At 46.2% G+C, this 19,296-nt stretch carries 11 protein-coding genes; 6 read left to right on the forward strand and 5 right to left on the reverse strand.

All coding sequences use genetic code 11. The features are described from left to right. Window positions 1-191: 191 nt before the first annotated feature. Window positions 192-1,910, forward strand: coding sequence for a PD-(D/E)XK nuclease domain-containing ATP-binding protein (locus NBH16_RS16945; protein ID WP_121961562.1), 1,719 nt, complete (start codon window positions 192-194; stop codon window positions 1,908-1,910). A 193-nt stretch (window positions 1,911-2,103) separates the two neighbouring features. Here NBH16_RS16945 and NBH16_RS16950 read toward each other — a convergent pair whose 3' ends face one another. Beyond that, window positions 2,104-2,538 carry a DUF6078 family protein gene (locus NBH16_RS16950; protein ID WP_199486262.1) on the reverse strand — a complete coding sequence of 145 codons (435 nt, stop codon included), beginning with the start codon at window positions 2,536-2,538 and terminating at the stop codon, window positions 2,104-2,106. A gap of 666 nt (window positions 2,539-3,204) precedes the next feature. Here NBH16_RS16950 and NBH16_RS16955 point away from each other — a divergent pair. The 5 genes from NBH16_RS16955 (at window position 3,205) to NBH16_RS16975 (ending at window position 10,035) form a co-directional block, all read left to right on the forward strand. After that, a complete protein-coding gene (locus NBH16_RS16955; protein WP_211738891.1) occupies window positions 3,205-3,636 on the forward strand; it encodes a hypothetical protein in 432 nt (143 codons plus the stop codon). Between the two features lie 114 nt (window positions 3,637-3,750). After that, window positions 3,751-4,851 (forward strand): DUF4249 domain-containing protein, encoded by a 1,101-nt coding sequence (locus NBH16_RS16960; RefSeq protein WP_211738893.1) that lies wholly within the window; start codon window positions 3,751-3,753, stop codon window positions 4,849-4,851. Window positions 4,852-4,871: 20 nt separating this feature from the next. After that, window positions 4,872-5,597, forward strand: a complete 726-nt coding sequence (locus tag NBH16_RS16965; protein WP_249222544.1) for a hypothetical protein — start codon at window positions 4,872-4,874, stop codon at window positions 5,595-5,597. Further along, window positions 5,597-8,335, forward strand: coding sequence for a TonB-dependent receptor (locus NBH16_RS16970; RefSeq protein ID WP_250788904.1), 2,739 nt, complete (start codon window positions 5,597-5,599; stop codon window positions 8,333-8,335). Before NBH16_RS16965 ends, NBH16_RS16970 begins: the two co-directional genes overlap by 1 nt. Before the next feature lie 11 nt (window positions 8,336-8,346). After that, window positions 8,347-10,035: a hypothetical protein gene (locus tag NBH16_RS16975; RefSeq protein ID WP_250788905.1), complete on the forward strand. Its 1,689-nt coding sequence runs from the start codon at window positions 8,347-8,349 to the stop codon at window positions 10,033-10,035. A gap of 72 nt (window positions 10,036-10,107) precedes the next feature. Here the strand turns inward: NBH16_RS16975 and NBH16_RS16980 are convergent, their stop codons facing one another. Genes NBH16_RS16980 through NBH16_RS16995 form a run of 4 tightly spaced genes read right to left on the reverse strand, consistent with a single transcriptional unit; the run spans window position 10,108 to window position 19,282 of the window. Further along, on the reverse strand, window positions 10,108-11,454 hold the full coding sequence (locus NBH16_RS16980; RefSeq protein WP_005867464.1) for a family 10 glycosylhydrolase: 1,347 nt from the start codon (window positions 11,452-11,454) through the stop codon (window positions 10,108-10,110). A gap of 52 nt (window positions 11,455-11,506) precedes the next feature. Then, window positions 11,507-14,737 carry an efflux RND transporter permease subunit gene (locus NBH16_RS16985; RefSeq protein WP_122297484.1) on the reverse strand — a complete coding sequence of 1,077 codons (3,231 nt, stop codon included), beginning with the start codon at window positions 14,735-14,737 and terminating at the stop codon, window positions 11,507-11,509. Continuing rightward, a complete protein-coding gene (locus tag NBH16_RS16990) occupies window positions 14,727-16,220 on the reverse strand; it encodes a TolC family protein (protein WP_005867468.1) in 1,494 nt (497 codons plus the stop codon). Before NBH16_RS16990 ends, NBH16_RS16985 begins: the two co-directional genes overlap by 11 nt. Beyond that, complete coding sequence (locus NBH16_RS16995) at window positions 16,217-19,282, reverse strand: efflux RND transporter permease subunit (RefSeq protein WP_044544507.1); 3,066 nt, start codon at window positions 19,280-19,282, stop codon at window positions 16,217-16,219. The genes NBH16_RS16990 and NBH16_RS16995 overlap by 4 nt, the downstream gene beginning before the upstream one ends. Window positions 19,283-19,296: the final 14 nt, after the last annotated feature.

The following is a 19,296-nucleotide window of genomic DNA, read 5'->3' on the forward strand; positions in this document are numbered from 1 at the left end:
TTATAATCCCGTAAAATAGAGAAAAGAGCCTCAACCTCCGACATATAACCGGAATAGAACTTCGGATTATCCTTATGTGTCTTGTTTGTCATCTGCTCTCTCTTCAAAATTTCGGCAAAGATAGGGCTTTTGTTTGAAAGAACAAGTTATTTTCTTAAATTTGTAGTATTGTATCAGAAAAAAGAAAGCTTATGGCACGAATAACGATTCCTTATGCGGTAGCGGATTTTGTAGAGATGCGGGAACGCAATTTCTACTATGTGGACAAGACCGATTTCATTCCGGGCTTGGAAGACTATAAGGCTCCAGTCTTCTTGCGTCCCCGTCGTTTCGGGAAAAGCCTGTTTATCTCTACCTTGGCTTGTTACTACGACCGTACCAAGGCCGACCGGTTCGAGGAACTGTTCGGCGGGACTTGGATCGGGGAGCACCCGACGGAGGAGCATAATCGTTATATGATCGTGCGCTATGATTTTTCCAAGATGGTGATGGCCGATGACATGGAAGGGTTGGAGCGGAATTTCAACGATCTGAATCGTTCTCCCGTGGAGATCATGGTAACGCATAACCGGGACTTGTTTAAGGATTTTCAGTTCTCCAGCAAGAAAGAGGCCTCCAAGATGCTTGAGGAAGCTTTGGGGTACGCCCGTGAGCATGGACTGCCTAAAGTGTATGTGTTGATCGATGAGTACGATAATTTCACCAATCAGTTGTTGACGGCCTACAAGGATCCGCTCTATGAGCAGGTAACCACGAAGGATAGTTTCTTGCGCACTTTCTTCAAGGTGATCAAAGCGGGTATCGGCGAAGGTAGTATCCGTACATGTTTCTGCACGGGGGTTCTTCCCGTCACGATGGACGATTTGACAAGCGGATATAATATAGCGGAGATCCTGACCTTGCATCCGAGGTTTCTGGATATGCTTGGTTTTACGTATGAGGAAGCGAGCGCTTATCTTCGTTATGTCCTTGACAAATACGGCACGGGGCAGGACTCTTTTGAGGAACTTTGGCAACTGATCGTGAACAACTACGACGGCTATCGTTTCCGTCCCGGCGCGGAGCCTTTGTTCAATTCCACGATCTTGACCTATTTCTTTAAGAACTTCGCCACGATGGATGGTATGATCCCGAGTGAGCTGGTGGATGAGAACCTGCGTACGGATATCGGTTGGATCCGTCGCTTGACCCTCTCGCAAGAGAACTCCAAGGAGATGCTGGATGCGTTGGTGATTGACGACGAGTTATCCTATAACGTTTCCGACCTGTCGAGCAAGTTCAACAAGAGGAAATTCTTCGACAAGAACTTCTATCCGGTCAGCCTCTTTTATCTGGGTATGACCACGCTGCGGAATAATTACCGCATGGTGCTACCCAACCTTACGATGCGCAGCATCTACATGGACTATTATAACGAGATGAATCATATAGAGGGAAACGCCCAACGCTATGTGCCTACTTACGAGCGTTTCACGGAAGAGCGTCGTTTCGAGCCGCTGGTACAAAACTACTTCGAGCAATACCTCGGGCAGTTCCCGGCGCAGGTGTTCGACAGGATCAACGAGAATTTCATCCGTTGCTCCTTCTTCGAGCTTTGTTCCCGTTACCTGAGCAGCTACTATACGTTCGCCATCGAGCAGAACAATTCGGCGGGCCGTTCGGATTTCGAGATGACCGGTATCCCCGGTACGGACTATTACAAGGATGACCGGTTGGTGGAATTCAAGTATTTCAAGGCGAAGGAGGCGGAGCGCATGCTGGCGCTCAGCGATCCCCGTCCCGAGGACGTGGCGCAAGTACTCGCCTACGCCAAGGATACCAAGGAGAAGTTCCCGTACTACCATGTCCGTTCCTACATTGTATATATCTGTGCCAACAAAGGATGGAAATGCTGGGAGGTGACTCCGTGATATCAATCCAATTGCTTTATTAATAGTACTTTGTGGTGCCAATGATGTGCCATGCTATTGGCACAGTTGTGCCACCATGCTGGCACGCCCGTGCCACCTCGATGGCAAAGGCGTGCCACTGCGATGGCACACGCATGCCACGGTGATGGCACGTTCGTAACATGGGTAGTGGCACAAGCCTCTCTTCCTTGGTTTACCAGTCGTACTCTTCGAAATAAGCGTCGAAGTCTTTTGGTTCCTTCACCCCACAGCGTTTAAGCGCATTCAATACGACCTGTTGTTCGGAGGGTGAAAGCGGCCTTTCTCCCTTGCGGACACGGTAGTAAGTACGCCGGCTGAAGTGCCTCATGAGTCCCGGGATAACGGAGAGCATCTGTTTGTGCGGCAAGCTCTCCAATAGGCTTACGAATCCCGCGGCATAGCGTACTTTCTTGTTCGGACGGTAATAAGGGCAAGTTCCCTTCAATGAGGCGAGGTGTCTCGGGCTGATGATTTGCCAATAGGCCGTCTCGTCGGGCATACTTCGCTCCGCTAGTTGCCTGAGGCAAGTAGAGGCTTTGGGGCATTGCCGGTCTAGGCATAGGGTATATTGGTTGGGGATTGTAGCGTTGTCAAGTTTTTCTTCCATATTTTTATGTATAAATAGTTTGTTATCGTGGTATTTCCGGATTAAATGATTGTTCTCCCGCGAATGTAAATATAAAATGAAGACAGATACGGAATTTACGGTTTAATTGTCTGGTTGGGCCTCAATATTTGTTGGATAAGTGCCGTGATGCGTTTATTTTATTTATATGTGAATATTCTTGATAAAAGATTAGGACGATAAGAAATATTTTGTATACATTTGTGAAAATACATCTTGGATGTATTTGATAAACTGTTAATAAGACCTGCTTTTTTTCTTTCCAGTTTCTATGGTGATGAAGGCCAGTCCAGTAAGGAGCCTAATTACTATAGGGTTTTTAATTATGAACATTTGAATAGGAGGCTCGATCTTGATTGGGATGTGGAGCCGGTGCGTAACGATGATGGGTGAGAGGTAATCTCGCTTTCGTTGGATAACCTAGATACGAATGATCTCATGGATACGATCATTTTGTAGGTTCGGCGTAGATTCGGTCAGACTGGCGGAATTGGATAGACGATATCTATTTTGTTGGGTATTCTCGTTAAAGGTGATTGTTTTATGTACTGCTTCAGTTGCGGTCCGGTTGACTGTATAGTGAGTTTGGTATATGATAATGGCCTTGTATTATGAATTTTATTTCTGGAGAATTTAAATTTTAAGACCATGAAGACGATTAAATCTTTTTTGTTTGTGATGTTTATGTTGCTTGCTAGCAATGTGATGGCTAATCCGATTCTCGGTGAAGTTAATGAATCTGAGCCTGTAGAAGGAGCAGTTACTGGGAGTGAGACTCTTATGATTTATTTGTCAAATTTCTATGAAACTCCGGGGCATAAAGAAGCGGTGGCTCAAGTGGTACGACCTGGCACTTCTGCGGATTTACCTCTACTCCCAATCGGTAATTACACATATGAGTGGACTATAACTCCCGGTGGAGCTACTACTTCTGCGAATATGTGGCCTACAAATGCACGTAGAGGGGATGTGAGTGTCAACTTTAACACACAGATCAGTTCTCGTGTAGAATTGGAATGCAAGGTCTATCTAAATGGTAGTTTATACGATACCTTGTCTTATTTCTGGTATTTATACTAGCTATATGTTTCGTTGATGTTCGAGAGGTGGGCTTCAGAAACGAAGCTCACCCTTTCGTTAGCATTGGATAAAGGTCGGAATATATTTGTTCGTACAGCTTAATGTTTGGTTGATATGAAAAAACTTTTTCTTTGTTTGTTCTTTTTGCCAGTTCTTATCGGTTGCATCACCGACTTCGCTCCCGAAGTGGAGGGTGTACAGGGAATCTTAGTGGTGGATGGAATGATCACCTCGGGAGAATCCGTGTTCCGGTTGAACCGGAGTATAAGTATTACGGGAGACTTGCGTGATAATGACGCGATCTCGGATGCCGTGCTGAATATAGAGCGGAGTGATGGGGTATTGTTTGAGGCTAGGCAAGATGAGAAGGGTGTTTACAAGATACAGAATGGAGAATTCGATTTTAATTTAGCGTATCGCTTGAACCTTGCGGTAGACAATAAACAGTACCAGTCTACTTTCTTGAAGCCCTTGTTCACTCCGGAGATAGATAGCCTTAGTTATCAGAAAAGAGGTCGTGAGGAGCCGGTGACCATTCATGTCTCCAGCCATGCCGGGAAGGATAGTCCTCCCTATTATCGTTGGAGCTATAAGGAGAACTGGGAGGTTCAATCTCCTTTATATGCGAATGCCGGAACTATTGACGGTAAATTCATGTATTTTAATCCTTATACATCCGACAATCTCTATCATTGTTGGGTAAAGGATTCCTCGAAGATATTGCTGATAGGCACCACCGAAAAGCTGGCCGAGAATCGGCTGGCGGAACACAAGCTATTCGAGATCTCTGCGGCAGATGAGCGATTGTCTATCTTGTATCATGTGGAGATCTCGCAGATGCAGATCCGTAAGGAGGCGTATGATTACTTCAAGATGTTGCAAGAGGAGATCGAGCGCACCGGCAGTATCTTTAGCCCGGTCATGTCGGCTGGTGATAATGGAAATATTTTTAATATATCCGATCCAGATGAATTGGTGATAGGGTATGTTGAGGTGACTAGTTCGACACGGAAGGGAATGTATCTCTCGTATGAGGATGATCTATATGTCCCGGATAAGATTATCCCATGCGAGATCTATCCAAAGGACTTTCCTATGGGAGGTTTGGCTTGGTATCAATATCCGGATTCGAAGACTTATCCTCGATGCGTGGATTGCCGTCAGGGGAAGGCCACGAAGGACCGGCCGTCTTGGTGGCCGAACGATCATTATTAATTTAAAATAGGAACCCGATCATGCGAACAGGAAAAACCATCTTTTATATGCTTTGCCTCCTTTGCGGGTGGCAAGTATCGGCGCAGGAACTGGCTGTGTCGGAGAGTTTACCGGTAGACGGTAAGGAAGGACGTTATGTGGAGAAAGCCGGTAATCAAGCCTTGATCTATGCCGGGGAGTTGGAGCCTCTGTACCTGAACCGGTTGGAAGGGCATCCTTATTTGGATACGAAGGATTACCGAAAGGGAACATTGGCATTCGATGGGATCGTATATCCCGGGGTGGAGATGCGTTTGAACGTGTATCTGGAAAAGCTGATCGTGCTCTCGCCGGATAGACGGTTGCATGTGATCGTTCCCTCGGAACGGATTCGGTTTGTGCACCTTCCCGGCTATGATTTGTATTATATGGAACCGAAAGGGGAGAAAAGGAATTACCCCGAAGGTTTTTATGTTCGGTTATATGCCGGGAAATATTCCCTTTGGAAAAGATCGACAAAGGGATTGGAGCGGCGCATGGAAGAGCTGACCCTGACAGACCGGTTCGTCGAAAAGATATCTTATTATATATGTAGGGACGGGGTATATTACCCTGTAAGTGGTAAACGCTCGCTTTTCAATTTATTCAAGGAAAATAAGAATGAGCTGAAGCGATATATAAAAGAGCGAAGGCTCTCGTTTGGAGATGAACGGGAACGCTCGCTGATCGAGGTGGTGGAATATTGTGAAACCTTAAATCTACGCTGATGAAAAAACGAAAGTATATCTGGATGATCCTGTTATTTGTCACGGTAGCGGCTTTTGCCGGACGACGGGTAACCATCCGGCTGGACGGGCGTCCGGCTATGGAATTGATCGAGGCGATCGAGGGGCAAACGGGTCTCCGTGTATTGGGTGATCCGGCGGTGCTGGATTCGCTGACGGTTACGGTGGACGTGAGGGACGCGGAACCGGAGCAAGTCTTGCGGGATGCTTTGCGTTCTGCCTCATTGTTTGTGACGAGGTATTCGAATGACTTGATCGTCACGAGCGAAGAAGAACTGACCGCCTCTTTGCCAGAAGGATATTTTAACGCCATCGTGGTTCGTGAGGTGGAAGATGCAGTTTCCTATCTCTCTTTGCGGCGTGAACAACGGGCCTCCTCCGAGAATAAAGTTTATGAGATCGGTTCTCCGACCGGACAGGTGGAGGAATGGGTGACCTTGGTCGGTACGATCACGAATTTTAAGACGGGCGAGCTCTTAAAAGGTGTCTCCTTGCAGATCGACGATCCCGCCATCGGGGTGACGAGCGACGCAAGCGGTCATTATTCGATCCGGCTTCCCGCCGGACGTCGGGATCTACGTATCCGTTCTATCGGCTTAAAGGATACCAAACGACAAGTTATGCTTTATGCCTCCGGCAAGTTAGATATCGAGTTGGAAGAACAGGTATATGCCTTGAGCGAGGTTTCCGTTTCGGCGAATATCGTGGAGAACGTGCGGAGTACGGCTTTGGGCGTGACTCGTTTGAAAATGAAAGAGATCAAGAATATCCCGACGGCTTTCGGTGAGTTGGATATCTTGAAAGTGGTCATGGCCTTGCCGGGAGTCAAGTCGGTGGGCGAGGTATCCAGCGGATTCAATGTGCGGGGAGGCGCTACGGACCAGAACTTGATCTTGTTTAATGGCGGGACGGTTTATAACCCTACGCACTTGTTCGGGCTTTTCTCTATCTTCAATTCCGATGTGGTGAAAGATATGGAATTATATAAAAGCAGTATCCCCGCCAAATTTGGTGGTCGTATCTCCTCCGTGCTGGATATCAATTCCCGGGAAGGAAGTAAGGAGAAATTCAAAGGTTCGGCCAGTCTTGGCTTGCTGACCAGTAGTCTTACGGTAGAGGGACCGCTTCTCAATAAGAAGACCTCATATATTGTCGGTGCCCGTACCACGTATTCGGACTGGCTCTTGAATCTATTGCCGGAGAAGAGCGGATATAAGGACGGTAACGCTGGTTTTTACGACTTGAACGCCTCGATCGATCATCGTTTTGACGTGAATAATAGTTTGACGTTGACCGGATATTTCAGCCACGACCGTTTTCATTTCGATGAGGTGGAACGATACGCTTACCAGAATGCCAGTGCCTCGCTGAAATGGACGCATGCTTTCCATCCGAATCTCACCGGGACATTTATCACCGGATATGATCATTATAACAATCGGACTGAGAACACGGATAACCCGGCGACCGCTTATACGCTGACTTTCGGTATCGACCAGTTTTACGGCAAGGCTGATTTTAGTTGGCAGGCGCATGATCATCATACGATCGGGTTTGGATTGAGTTCCTTGTATTATAACTTGAATCCCGGGGAATATCTGGGGAAAGGCGAGGCTTCATTGGTGCTGGACGACCGGATGCAGTCCGAGAAAGCGCTGGAATCGGCTATTTACGTGGGCGATCGTTGGGATATAACTCCTACCTTATCGATAGACGCTGGAATCCGTTATAGTATGTATAATGTAATGGGGCCTAGAACTTATAATTTGTATGAACCGGATAAGATGCCGACTCCTTCTGCCGTGATAGATACGAAGGAGGAAGGGAGTGGAGTTTATAAGACTTACCAAGGACCGGAGTTCAGGATCTCCGCTCGCTATGAGTTCGCAGACGGATTCTCTATCAAGGCCGGTTACAATACGATGCGGCAGAATATCCATAAGCTGTCCAATACCACGATCATGTCTCCCACGGATACTTGGAAACTTAGCGACGCGAATATCAAGCCGCAAACCGGTTCGCAGGTGGCTGTCGGGCTTTATAAGAATTTCATTAGGGCCGGACTGGAAACTTCCGTGGAGGGCTATTATAAAACCATGGATAATTATTTGGATTACCGTAACGGGGCGAACTTGATCATGAATCATCATATCGAGACGGATGTGGTCAATACGAAAGGACGGGCCTACGGTGTGGAGTTTATGATACGCAAGCCGAATGGGAAGTTGAACGGTTGGGTGAGTTATACCTATTCCCGTACCCAGCTCCGACAGGAGGACGCTCGTATCAAAAAGCCGGTCAACCGGGGCGAGTGGTATCCGGCGGATTACGACAAGCCGCACGACTTGAAGTTCGTGGGTAATTATAAATTCACCCAACGGTTCAGCGTATCGGTGAATTGTGACTATAGTACCGGCCGCCCGGTTTCCATTCCGGTCAGCAAATATAATTTCGCTGGAGGGGAGTTCGTCTATTTCTCCGACAGGAACCAATACCGGATTCCTGATTATTTCCGGATGGATCTTTCTATCAATATAGAGCCGAGCCATCATCTGACTTTACTTACGCATAGCACTGTCTCGCTGGGAATTTATAACGTGACCGGACGGGATAATGCTTACTCCGTCTATTATGTTGCAGAGGAAGGCCGGCTGAAGGGCTATAAACTAGCGATTTTCGGAGCTCCTATTCCGTATATTTCTTATAATATTAAATTCTAAAGGCTTGAACCATGAAATATTCGATACTATCATTGATCTTGACACTGCTGTTTCTGGGACATGGTGATTTATTGGAGGCGAACGATTTCCGGGAGCGTATTTACGTGCAAACAGATAAACAGGTCTATCTGGCAGGCGAGTTGCTTTGGCTGAAGCTTTGCGTGACCGATGCGACAGGTATCCCCGTGTCATTCAGTAAAGTGGGATATGTGGAGTTGCTCGATGAATCGACAGCCTTGGTACAAGTGAAAATAGAGATCAAGGAGGGGATCGGGGAAGGATGGCTGGAACTTCCCGCCCTTTTGCCTACCGGTTATTATCGCTTGGTCGCTTATACCCGTTATATGCGGAATGAGGGCGATACGGTCTTTTTCCGGAAAACGATCGGCGTGGTGAATACCTTCCGGAAAGACGAGACTATTCCCACAGACACCCTTATAAAAGCTACTTCTCCGGATATATCCGGTAATACGCTTCAACTGACTATGGATAAAGCTTCTTTTTCACGAAGGGAACAAGGTAATATCCGGATTCAGGGTCTACCTGCTGATGTGTATACGTTGGGAATCTCTATTGCCGGCAAAGAATTTATTCCGGTGCCCGACGATCATTCTATTTGTCAATGGCAGGCTATGTTACCTTCTCTAAACCAAACAATTTTTACGGACGATTATCTTCCGGAGTATGAAGGCCATTTGATCCGGGGCAAAATTGTGAATATCCGGACTGGGGAAGCGTTAGCGCAAACGAGTGTTTCTCCGTTACTCGGGTTTGTAGGTGATGAGATCCGATTGTTTGGCGGTCAGCAGCAGGAGGATAAGGAATCCGTACTGTTCTATACCTCGAGGATCACGGGTACGCATGAGCTAGCCACTACTACCGATTCAAAAGGGACAGAGGCTTATCGAATAGATATCCAATCCCCTTTCGCTCTTCATCCTGCCTCGAGAATGCTGCGATTCAAGATGAATCCCGCTTGGGATGAAGGATTAACGCAACGTAATATCGGTCTGCAAGTCACCCGTACGTTTACGGCAGATTCCTTGGGACATGTAGAACCGGTTCGTGCGCATTTCCAATGGCAACCATATAAGACTTATTTGCTGGATGAATATACCCGTTTCCCTACGATGGGAGAAACGGTCTTTGAGTTTGTGGAATCCGTCTCTTTCCGGAATACGAATGGGAAACGTTCGCTTTTCGTCTTGCTAGAGGATCTTTCCAACCAGACGGTATCTCTGAATAGCCCGCTGGTGCTGCTGGATGGTATTCCTATCATGGATCATGAATTGATTTATAACTATAATCCGGCTTTGATCCGGCGTCTGGAGGTGTACAGGAATCGATATAGTTTTGGGGGACAGGTTTTTGAGGGGATCTTAGCTTTCCATACTTATAAGAATGATTATCCTACGCTGAAAGTCGGTGCGTCTACCCAGCTATTTGATTATGAGGGTACACAGCGCCGCCGTTTGTTCTACGCTCCCACTTACCCAGATGAGATTTCTCGTAAAAGCCGTATTCCGGATTACCGGCATACTTTGTTATGGATGCCGAATGTACAAACCGGAGGCAAGCCGGTATTGACTCTTCCTTTTTACACGTCCGATTTGCCGGGAGAATATACGGTGACTGTCGAGGGGATAACAAAAGAAGGGAAAACCGTTCGGGGTATTGTTTGTTTCGGCGTTCTGGAATAGGGGTGTTTACGCGTGCGGCCTACCTCATGAATTTACGAGGTAGGCCGCATAAAAATAGCTATTATCAAGTACTTATTTAACCGTAACATTCCATCCGGAAAGAATACCTCCGTAGAAGTAAAAGTCTACGCAGAATGTTTTTCCTGTGTTTAGCTCTTTGACCTCGTAGTATTTCGTGGCACCTTTTTCGTTCACCAATTTATAATCGGCGATATTCGGAATAGGCACGTTGGCGAGCTCCTTGATCTTTGCGTTTATCATGTTCAAGATATCCATGTTCTCGAAAGGATTCGTTACTTTGGTACTCTTGGATAAAGCCGGATTCACCCCATTGTTCTCGGCACGAACCGCACGAACACTATCCGCATAAGCCTTGAACATCGCACGGCTTTCCGGAGTGCGTAAAGCGGATACGGTAAAGATAGAGATTCCTTCCGCCCCATGATTTAGCGCGGCGTCCATGCTGGCTTGCATATCGTCTGAAACCATTAAGCCGCAGTAAAGCGTTGTTTTCGGGTTCTTATCCCGAACATCCTCTATCATACAGTCTGAGATAAAACTAATATCTTCCGTGTAGAAGTTATGGTATACCATGGGGAAGACAATGTCCAGATTCCATTTACCCCAGTCTTGACGAACCATTTTGGATGCCATCTTGGGGGTTGGGAAAGGAGAGGCCGCCATTTTCTTTCCATAGGAGTGAACCACGTCGGCGATCATATTGGCAACCTCGGTAATCTGGTCACAACGGAATTGAAGCCATTTCTCGTCTTGCGAGGGATCTTCTTGTTCCCTTGGATCATATCCGTAAGCGGCCTTGAACTTCTCGATCATAGCCGGGTGATAGCCAAAATCCCATTGCGGATATTCTTGATCTTGCACGATACCGTATTTCGGCCAAAGGGTAGTCGGCAGGATAACGTCCACGAAACGGTTGTAATCGATAGCGATACCGTTCAAACCCTCTACCTCGCAGTAAGCCTCTATTTTCTTCTTGATAAACTCCCGTACCTCGGGTAAGGCAGGGCACATAAATTTGTAGTAATCCACGTAAGCGGTCGTATCGGCCAAGCTTTGTCCGTTACGGTTTACGCTGAACCATTCGGGATGTTCTTTTAAGATAGCGTCTCGGTCATGTTCCAGATTCATCGTCCATAACCAAGCGTAGACCTCTATCCCATGTTTTTGGGCGATGGGAATAGCGGCCCGATAATCATCCGGAGTAGGGGCGTTTAGCATGACACCGTCTATCCCCGCCTCATTCATGATCGTGCAGATGGAGTCGAAATTCATTCCGGGCTGGTAATCCAACCAAGTCCAGAACATCGGATAAGCATCTTTCGTATCATTTTTCGGGGAACTGCAAGCACCTACGCAGCAAGCTACCAGAAGCAATACTAAATAATTTATGTGTCTCATAAGTTTAATGAATTTGATTAACGATTTATCCGTTAAAGATACGTATTCCTGTTTAATGCCGTTCTTTTTTCAGCGTAAATATCGGTAAATAAAAGAAGATGCCTAGGATAGACATGATAAGGCCGCCTATCGTTCCGGCGGCGAGCGGGAACCAAAAGGCTTCTTTATCGGTGCCTAGCATGAACGGGATAAATCCGAGTATGGTCGATATAACGGTTAGGAAAATCGGCGTGATCTTGGCGTTCCATGCCTTTAGATAAGCACGGATTGGGGAAATAGCGGGTATCCGTTCCCGAATTTGGTTATATTCGTTTAAGATATAGATACTGGCGTTTACCGTGATACCGCATAATAAAACGAAGGAGGCGAATCCACCTTGGTCGAAGTTCAGTTTGAACCAATAGAAGGTCAGGAATACCCCGATATAAGAGATCGGTATGACAAAAATGACCGCCAGCGGTTGTTTCAAGGAATTAAACAAGATACTGGTCGTAAAGAAAATAATAACGATGATCAAGAATAATAACGCATATTGTTTATTATCTTTCTGATCCCATGACCAATAGTTCTTTTCCGCTTTAGCCGTATACCCCATAGGCAGGATCTTGTTAAACTCTCTAAGTTCCCTTTTCTGTATCTTCTCGCCTTGTGAGGAAGCTCCGATATATTCATATTGCAGGCAGAGCCTGTATTGCTGGTTTACTTTCGCTATCTGTTGAGGGGTCTGGCTTTTCTCGACGATAGCGAGTTCGGACAACTTATAGGATTTATCACGGATGGTTTGAGGTACATATTGCATACTCCAGATATCGAACTCCTTTGATTGGCGGGAAGAAAGTTTTAGCTTTTCCGTCTCGTTATCAACGACGATGGTACCTGCGTAGATATCTTTACCGAAAACAGGCCGGATAGACGCGAATAAATCGATAGGCAATATATCCGCTTGCGCCATACGGGATTTATTCAAGTTGAAGTAGAATTCCTGATAATCATCCTTCCACCAAGAAAACTCGGAATTGATCAATACTTCCTTGATACGGCGATACGTAAGCAATTTCTCCCGTAGTTTCTCCGCCCATTCGTATAGCTCGTCATAATTATATCCGTACATCTCGATCCGGAAAGAACCTGCGTTCTCACGGACATCATTGCTGAAACCTTGGTCCATAAGTCCCCATACGCCCCAACTTCCACCACCTAATTCCAACGCTTTGCTAATCACCCTGCTTTTCAAGGTGTAGGGGAAACCACTTCGCTCGTTCTCACGGGTGAAATAGACGTTGATACTGGCTTGACGTGCGTTATAGATACTGGTCTGGAATTGCCGTATTTCCTTATAGGTACTCAAGTAAGCCTCCATTCGGTTGATCAAGTGGTTCATTTGATCAAGGGTCGTACCGTTCGGCATGGAAGCGCTGATACTTAATACCGTTTCTTCATTCCGGGTAAAATAACTTCCCTCGTATACCTTTTGGACAAATAGGCGCAAGGTTCCTCCCAAACTCTTATCGACGATAGGTTTTATCGTTTCCTTCCAAATATCTTTCGCCGCGAATTCATTGTAGCGGGCGATCCACAAAGAGTCCCTTGCGGATAGATCCTTCTCTTCCGGCTCGATCTTCTCTGGCAATAAAAATATCGGTAGTCCGAAAGCCAGTACTAGAATAAGGCAAGCCAGCTTTTTCCAATTGCAAAGGAAACGGATCTGCGCCCGGTAATAATGAGAGAAATAGACTGGGAAACGGTGTATGAACGACCGTATCGGACGGACCACCGGATGTTGTTTCCAATGACTCCGAGCTTTTGGGGAAGAAGAAGCGGCTTTCTTCGGGTGCAAATTCATCTTATCGATCAATGCCGGAACCAAGAATAATGCGATGAACAAAGATACGGCCAGATTAATGATCACGACAGCGGCGAAATCTTGTAAATTCAACCGTATCTTCTCATCCAAGAAGAAGATAATCACGAGGGCACCCATAGTCGTCAAAGTTGCCGCCAGAATAGACAAGAAAGCTTTCCGGTCATGATGGTGCCGGATGTGATCAGTCATCACGATCGTATTATCGATCACCAAGCTGAGAGAGATAGTGATACCCGCCAGCGAGTACAATTGCATCTCCAACCCTAATAAATAATAAAGGATAACGGCTATACACAGGTTGATACTTAAACTGATGATGATCAAGAACAGATAACGTACATTCCGGGTAATCAGCAGAACGAAGAGCAAGAGGATCAAGATGGTCAAGCCTGTACGGACGTAGATTTTATCCAATTCTTCTTGGATAAATTCGGTAGCGTCGTAACTGGTATGGATCTCGTAACCGGGAGGAAGCAAGGTGCGGATATGTTCCATTTCTTCCTTCACTTTCTTGGCTAATTGCAACTGGTTGGCAGTCTCTTCCGCACGGATAGACAGGTAAATAGAGTTTAAACCATTGATCCGGTAGTAACTTTGTGGGGCCTCTTCTTGCCGGGTTACCTTTATCAATTGATCCAGCCGGATTAAGCTACCATCTTTGTTTGCGACGGTGATATGCGATGGTTCGAACCCATTCGTGATCTTTTCCGGCATTAACGCCAGACGAATCCATTCCTTGCCGGTATCTCCTTGTCCCATATTAGCGGTTCCAAGGAACTCTTTTTTGTAATATTGGCTGATCGCCGATTGGATATCCTCTATCGTGATCCCCAGATCCCGTAGCTGGCGGCTATCGTATTCCAAGCGCCATTCCATAGGGGTTGCCCCGCTAACATCGATACGATAAATACCTTGCACGCTGCTAAGCCGGGGCTTTATCTGATCCTCGGCGAATCGCTGGATGAATATCGGGGTAGCGGAAGCGTTCAAGGTATAACTCATGAACGGGCGTGATTCCTTGTCGTCCGGACGGCTCATCTCTAAAATCGGATAACTTAATTCCTCCGGAAGGTCCGGCCACGTCTGCCTTACAATGGTTGATGCCTCGAAACGTGCGGCGTCTATATTCGTATGTTTATCTAGTTCTAAGGTAATCCTTCCCCATCCGTTTCCCGAGGTCGAGGAGATCTCTTTGATTCCTTTGATACGGGCAAGCATCGCTTCCAACCGGGAGGTTACCTCCATCTCGATAACCCTCGCTGAGTTGGAGGGCATATTATAGCTGATACTTAATTTCGGCAGCGTACGGGAGGGAGATAGCTTGATCGGCAATAAAGGCACGAAGGCGATCCCCGCCAATGCGATACAGAGGAAGGTGACGATGATCGTAAAGGATGATATGTTCGGCTTAGAACCCATGCTCGTAATCAAATTCGTTGGCTAATGAGATGCCTGTCTCGAAATCATGTAAGGTGAGCTTACGTATTTTGTAATAGCTCAACCAATAATTTTGCAAGGCCGTGATATAATTACGTTGCGCTTCCTGTTGTCGGTTCAAGGAGAGCGTAAGGCTATTGATATCCGCTTTGCCGATCATGAAACGTTGCTTGGTCTCGTTATAGGCCATGATTGCGATGTCCAAAGCCTCCTCTGCGCTGGCGATCAGGTTTTGCTGTACATTGAAATCGCCGACAGTCATGATAACGTCTTCCTCCAGAGTGACTTCCGTCTGCCGTGCGGATATTTGCGTAACATTTAGATTGCTTTTGGCTATATTGTATTTACCCTTCCGTACTCCCCAGTCTATAAGGGGAATAGAGATAGAGATCGATACCAAGTCCTGCTGTAGCGGATTCTTGTAAACTTCCTTAAACTGGGTCGCTACTTGATTGAAACCGATACTGGCATTTAAGGATGCGTTGAATAAGGTTTCCTTCTTGGTCTTATCTACTTGTTGCTCGGCCTCTAGTACCTCTTGCCGCACTTCCAGAAACTTGGGGTTATTTTCCCGGGCTAACGTCAATGCTTGATCCACCGGAATATCCATATCATGGGGGCGTGACGGCAACCGAAGCCGTATCTCCGTATTCTTATCGAAATTCAGATACGAGGCCAGACTGAACATGGCTCGTTTCAAGGCTATATCGGCGTTTTGTAACGTATTGCGGGCATTGATCGCATCCAGCTTGAGTGTCAGTAAATCCGCTTGGCTGATAGCCGCGATCTTATGCCGCTCTTGGCCGGTACGGTATAACGTATCGGTTGTCGCTACATTTTCTTTAGCCATATCATATTCTACTTGAGCCATGGCTAAAGAGAAAAAGTAGGTGGTGGCTTGCTCGCTGACGGTCTCGATATTATAAAGCAACTCTTTCTTTACTTTCTCATATTTTAGAGGCTCTATCTTCTTCTCCCACCGGAAAGGATTGTATCCCAATAAATCTTGGCTGTATCCGATACGGATTGGAACGGAGGTGAACTGATTATAAGTATTCGAGCCGAAATAGCGCATATACCCCAGATCCGTGTCCACGAAGAAACTACCACCCAGCATATCGAAGTTCTGTTTGATCTTTAAGTTTCCTCCCGCATAAAAGGACTGTTGCTTACGGTATTCGTCGATGTCTTTTTCTGAATCGTATCGTTTCGTGATATCCCGGTAATATTCGGCGGGCGTGATATTCAACGTAAGACTAGGCAGTCGCTCCGCCTTGTAATTGCGAAACTCCCAGTAGCCGGACAAGAATAGGTTTTTCGTACGAAAAGCCTCCAGCGAGCTATCGGCGGCCAATGAGATCGTCTTCTCAAGGGAAAGGACGAGCGATTGGGCCGATACTCCTTCGGCTAATAGCGAACAGAACGCGTATAAAACTAGGAATGTCCTCTTGTATCTTTTTTTCATAATGCATGTCTCCTATAGATAAACCAATAAACCAAAGGGATAATAAATAAACTGACTACCGTACCGATCAGCATCGCCGAGATCATGGCAATGGAGAGTGGCTTTTGCAACTCACTACCCATATCGAACGTGAATAGTAGCGGTACCATACCGAATATAGTTGTCAATGAGGTCATGATAATCGGGCGCAGACGGCGACGACCCGCCTCATGGATCGCTTCCATCAAGGGTACACCTTCTTTCCGAAGCTCATTGATCGCGTCCAGTTTCAAGATAGAGTCGTTTATGATGATACCGCAAGTTACCACGATACCGATAGCACTCATCAGGTTTAAGGTATGCCCGCATATCCATAATACCAGTAAGGAGGCGGCTACGTCTATAGGTATTTCCAGCAGGACGATCAAGGGCTGCAAGAAGCTCTCGAATTGCGCCGCTAAGATAAAGTACATCAAGAGAATGGATATGAACAAGATGACGACCAGTTCATTCAGCATTTGTTGGTTCGAGAAGAAGCTTCCCGAGAAATCGATGTCCCAATTCGTCTTATCTTTGGATTCGCTGCGGACGAGCTCCCGAATATTTTCCATTAACTGTTCCGCATTCTCTACTTGATAGAAGCTAAAAGGAATATATTCCCCGTTCTTTCCAGCGGTGAGTATCTTCAAATCCTCTCCGGGAGTAATTTTTGTTACTGCACTAAGAGGGACATGATTCGTCTTTTGGTTTTCGTCCGGTTGCGTACGGATTAACGTATTATGTAGGATATGATCGACCGTTTGCTCGTTTCCGGCTAGCGTGATCGGTAAATACTGTTGATAAGAGCGTAAAGTAGCGACTTCATTTTCCTTGAAGGCCGTCTTAAGTACCCGGTAGACCTCTTCATAGGAGATATTATAAAGTAATAGTTTCTGATGGTCTATGGATATGTTTAATTGATTCTCGAAAGCTACGCCAACGGGAGCGAGACCGGTCTTACTCTCTAGTGTTTTCTCTAGTTTTTGCAAAGTAGGGGCATCCGGAGCTTGTTCTTTGTTACGGGCATAGAACTCGGCTACGATATCGGCCTCACCGGTTACGAACAGTTTCTCAAACACAGTCTCCGGCGGAGAGAACGATAATACGGCTGTCGGGTAATTTCGCTTTACCCAAGCGGAGATTTCTTGTTGTAAAGGAGCGATAGCATCGGTCTCTTCTGTCTTGAAATAAAGCTCTACTTCCGAGATGGATAATTCCCTGTCTCGGTTTAGCAGGAATTGTTGCTGTCCGATATAGGCCGTGTGTTGCGCACCTAACCGATCGGCCTCACCAAATAATTCGGTGACTCTCTTTCTATTCTCATCAATATGGATGTTCTCATTCCATTCAACATGTGCGATTAACTCATTCTGATCGATTTCCGGCATCCGGCTTTTGGGGATCATATAGAATAGGATCGCGCAAAGGGGGATAGTGACAGCTACAAATAGTAGGCTAGTGGTTTTATGCCTGAATATGAAATCAACCCCTCCGTCATAGAATCGGTCTAGCGTATGCTCCTTGATCAAATTGTTTATTTTCAGATTGAAAAAGGAATGCTTGATCTCCGGTATGCTGTAAACTAATTTGTAAAGTACAGGCAGTAACATGATTCCAGTGAAATAAGAGACCATTAAACCAACCGTAACAGCAAACGCCTGATCGAAGAAAATCGCTCCCGCTATACCACTCATAAATACCAGCGGGACGAATACGGCGATCGTGGTAAATGTGGAACTAAGCATGGGGGTGATTACTTCTGTGGTCCCTTTTATACACGCTTCTTCCAGATTATCTCCTTTTGCCCGGTATTGCGCTATATTCTCCGTCACGATGATGGAACTGTCTATCATCATACCCAATGCCAAAATCAATCCGGATAGGGAGATGATATTTAAGGACATATTGAAAAGGTAGAAGAACAAGAAACTAATGATGATACTGACTACCATACTTAGTCCGATTACCGCCGGGCTTTTTACGTCCCCGAGGAAAAGGATCGCCACGATGCAGATAAATAAGAAACCTAACGATAGATTCTGTTTGAGGTTGGAGATCGTATAATCCAATAACTCGGTCTGGTTTCTTGTGATCGTAAATTCAATATCCGGGTAAATAGACTTGAAATAATCGGTAACCTCGGCAAGCGCCTCTTTCATATTGTCCATATTCTCATCCGCTTGCTTGATAACGGCTAATGTAACGGCCCTTTCCCCGTTGGCTAGCGATAAGCCGGTTTCTTTTTCCGGTACGACAGCTACTTTTGCCAGATCTTTTATCTGGAAGATCCGGTCATTCTTACGGATATAGATATTTTGTACGTCTTCCGGTGTACGTAATAAGGTAGAAAATTTGATATTGTACTCATAATAACCATCCCGTACGGTCATGCTTCCCGGCTCTATATTATTGGCAGACAAGGCTGATTCCAAATTATTTAACGTAATATCAGCCATATCCAAGAGCTTCATATCCGGTACGATCTGTAATTGCCGTCCTAATATGCCCGTGATATCCACCATTGCGACTTCCGGCAACTGTTCGATCCTTCGTTTGATTACTGTTTCCGCGAATTGGCAAAGATCGAGGAAAGCCTCGTCGTTTTCAATTGTCTTGAGTGTGAGGTTGAGGCAAAACACCGGAATGTCCGTAGCGCTCGCCTTGACTACCCGTGGACGTTCTACCTCACGGGGCAGGTAATTCATGGCGGCGTCTATTTTCTCATTGACCTCTATAAAGGCAAGATCCGTGTTCGTGCCAAAGTCGAAGCTAAGGCGGATAATACCCGCTCCATCACGAGTCTCGCTATGGATATCCCGTAATCCTGCCACTTGCATCAATTGCAAACGGACCGGCTTCACGACGGTGTTTTCCAATTCCCGTGCGGATGTATTTTGTCCGGATATCTGAACGGTAATCTCAGGTATGGCGATATCAGGCAATAAGGAGACCGGTATGGTGAAATAAGTCACCAACCCCACGATAAAGCAAGCCGTAAAAGCCATCAATACCGCTATCGGACGTTGTAGCAGGAAGCGAATCATACGCAACTAATTTT

This window comes from Parabacteroides sp. Y3-G-102, assembly GCF_023656845.1.
GTDB classification, from domain to species: domain Bacteria; phylum Bacteroidota; class Bacteroidia; order Bacteroidales; family Tannerellaceae; genus Parabacteroides; species Parabacteroides distasonis.

What these genes read in the sequence shown, in the direction of transcription:
- NBH16_RS16980 (WP_005867464.1), bottom strand. Translation starts at nt 11,454, where the DNA reads ATGAGACACATAAATTATTTAGTATTGCTTCTGGTAGCTTGCTGCGTA.
- NBH16_RS16990 (WP_005867468.1), bottom strand. Translation starts at nt 16,220, where the DNA reads ATGAAAAAAAGATACAAGAGGACATTCCTAGTTTTATACGCGTTCTGT.
- NBH16_RS16995 (WP_044544507.1), bottom strand. Translation starts at nt 19,282, where the DNA reads ATGATTCGCTTCCTGCTACAACGTCCGATAGCGGTATTGATGGCTTTT.
- NBH16_RS16970 (WP_250788904.1), top strand. Translation starts at nt 5,597, where the DNA reads ATGAAAAAACGAAAGTATATCTGGATGATCCTGTTATTTGTCACGGTA.
- NBH16_RS16985 (WP_122297484.1), bottom strand. Translation starts at nt 14,737, where the DNA reads ATGGGTTCTAAGCCGAACATATCATCCTTTACGATCATCGTCACCTTC.
- NBH16_RS16955 (WP_211738891.1), top strand. Translation starts at nt 3,205, where the DNA reads ATGAAGACGATTAAATCTTTTTTGTTTGTGATGTTTATGTTGCTTGCT.
- NBH16_RS16975 (WP_250788905.1), top strand. Translation starts at nt 8,347, where the DNA reads ATGAAATATTCGATACTATCATTGATCTTGACACTGCTGTTTCTGGGA.
- NBH16_RS16945 (WP_121961562.1), top strand. Translation starts at nt 192, where the DNA reads ATGGCACGAATAACGATTCCTTATGCGGTAGCGGATTTTGTAGAGATG.
- NBH16_RS16960 (WP_211738893.1), top strand. Translation starts at nt 3,751, where the DNA reads ATGAAAAAACTTTTTCTTTGTTTGTTCTTTTTGCCAGTTCTTATCGGT.
- NBH16_RS16950 (WP_199486262.1), bottom strand. Translation starts at nt 2,538, where the DNA reads ATGGAAGAAAAACTTGACAACGCTACAATCCCCAACCAATATACCCTA.
- NBH16_RS16965 (WP_249222544.1), top strand. Translation starts at nt 4,872, where the DNA reads ATGCGAACAGGAAAAACCATCTTTTATATGCTTTGCCTCCTTTGCGGG.